3 protein-coding genes are annotated in these 1,649 nt (G+C 57.5%); 1 reads left to right on the top strand and 2 read right to left on the bottom strand.

Translation table 11 applies throughout. The features are described 5' to 3' along the window. Positions 1-30: 30 nt before the first annotated feature. Positions 31-1,035: an ornithine carbamoyltransferase gene (gene argF, locus INF73_RS20810; protein ID WP_193547311.1), complete on the bottom strand. Its 1,005-nt coding sequence runs from the start codon at positions 1,033-1,035 to the stop codon at positions 31-33. Further along, positions 1,005-1,100, bottom strand: a complete 96-nt coding sequence (locus INF73_RS22165; protein ID WP_213014347.1) for a hypothetical protein — start codon at positions 1,098-1,100, stop codon at positions 1,005-1,007. The genes argF and INF73_RS22165 overlap by 31 nt, the downstream gene beginning before the upstream one ends. Before the next feature lie 99 nt (positions 1,101-1,199). Between INF73_RS22165 and rraB the strand changes: the two genes are divergently transcribed. After that, positions 1,200-1,625 (top strand): ribonuclease E inhibitor RraB, encoded by a 426-nt coding sequence (gene rraB / locus INF73_RS20805; RefSeq protein WP_193547310.1) that lies wholly within the window; start codon positions 1,200-1,202, stop codon positions 1,623-1,625. The last annotated feature ends 24 nt before the right edge of the window (positions 1,626-1,649 follow it).

The raw sequence follows: 1,649 nt of genomic DNA, 5'->3' as shown, positions 1-1,649 counted from the left end.
GGTGAGGGCACCAGCGCGCAGAGGACCCAATCACTCCCCAAGCGTCGCCACCATCACCGCCTTAATCGTATGCATCCGGTTTTCCGCCTGGTCGAACACGATGCTCGCCGCCGACTCAAACACCTCGTCCGTCACCTCCATCCCGCCGTGCAGATCGAACTCCTTCGCCATCTGCTTGCCGAGCGTGGTCTGGTCGTCATGGAACGCGGGCAGACAGTGCAGGAACTTCACGTTCGGGTTGCCGGTCAGCGCCATCATCTGCGCGTTCACCTGATACCCCCGCAGTAGCGCAATCCGCTCCGCCCACTTCTCTTTGGCTTCGCCCATCGACACCCACACGTCGGTATAGATAAAGTCCGCGCCCTTCACGCCCGACGCCACGTCTTCCGTGAGGGTGATTTTGCCGCCGTGCTTCTCCGCCAGCGCGCTGCACTCCGCCACCAGGCTCTCTTCCGGCCAGCAGGCTTTCGGGGCCACCAGGCGCAGATCCAGCCCGGTCAGCGCCGCCGCTTCCAGCATCGAGTTGCCCATGTTGTTGCGCGCGTCACCCGCGTAGACCAGCGTCATCTCGTTAAACGCCTTGCCCGGCAGGTGCTCCTGCATGGTCAGCAGGTCCGCCAGCAGCTGGGTCGGGTGGAACTCGTTGGTCAGCCCGTTCCATACCGGCACGCCCGCATACTGCGCCAGCGTTTCGACGACTTCCTGGCCGTGGCCGCGATACTGAATGCCGTCGTACATCCGCCCGAGCACGCGCGCGGTGTCCTTAATTGACTCTTTATGCCCAATCTGGCTGCCGCTCGGCCCTAAATACGTGACGCGCGCCCCCTGGTCAAATGCGGCAACTTCGAAAGAGCAACGGGTACGGGTCGAGTCTTTTTCGAAGATGAGCGCGATGTTCTTACCGGTAAGCTTCTGTACTTCCTTGCCATTTTTTTTATCGGCCTTGAGCTGTGCGGCAAGGGTCAGCAGAGAAGTGAACTGTGCAGGGGTAAAGTCGAGCAATTTCAGAAAGTGTTTCTTGTACAGATCAGACATTTTATCCTCACATGGCGAACGCCACTTATTGAATTAAAATTCACTTTATATGTGTAATTATTCATTTGCAACCCCGTTTCACAAATCTTTCCAACAAAGGTGGAGGCAAACCCGTCCGTGTGTGAAAATAGAAGTATCTGCCGCACTTTAAAGAGGATTGAGCCATGGCAAACCCGGAATTACTGGAAGAGCAACGCGAAGAGACGCGTCTGATTATTGAAGAGCTGCTGGAAGACGGTAGCGATCCGGACGCGCTGTACACCATCGAACACCATTTCTCTGCGGACGACTTTGAAGCGCTGGAAAAAATGGCCGTGGAAGCCTTCAAGCTGGGTTACGAAGTGACCGAGCCGGAAGAGCTGGAAGTGGAAGAGGGCGACACCGTCATCTGCTGCGACATCCTGAGCGAAGGCGCGCTGAAGGCGGAGCTGATCGACGCGCAGGTAGAACAGCTGATGAACCTGGCCGAGAAGTTTGAAGTGGAGTACGACGGCTGGGGAACCTACTTCGAAGATCCAAACGGTGAAGACGGCGAAGAAGGCGACAACGAAGATTACGTCGACGAAGACGACGACGGCGTGCGTCACTAAGTGATTCAGGCGGTGGCGCGCGCC

Source organism: Enterobacter cloacae complex sp. P6RS (assembly GCF_014982245.1).
Taxonomy (GTDB): domain Bacteria; phylum Pseudomonadota; class Gammaproteobacteria; order Enterobacterales; family Enterobacteriaceae; genus Enterobacter; species Enterobacter bugandensis.
The sequence above is the reverse complement of the archived record's forward strand: the minus strand, read 5'-3'. Positions and strand labels throughout refer to the sequence as shown.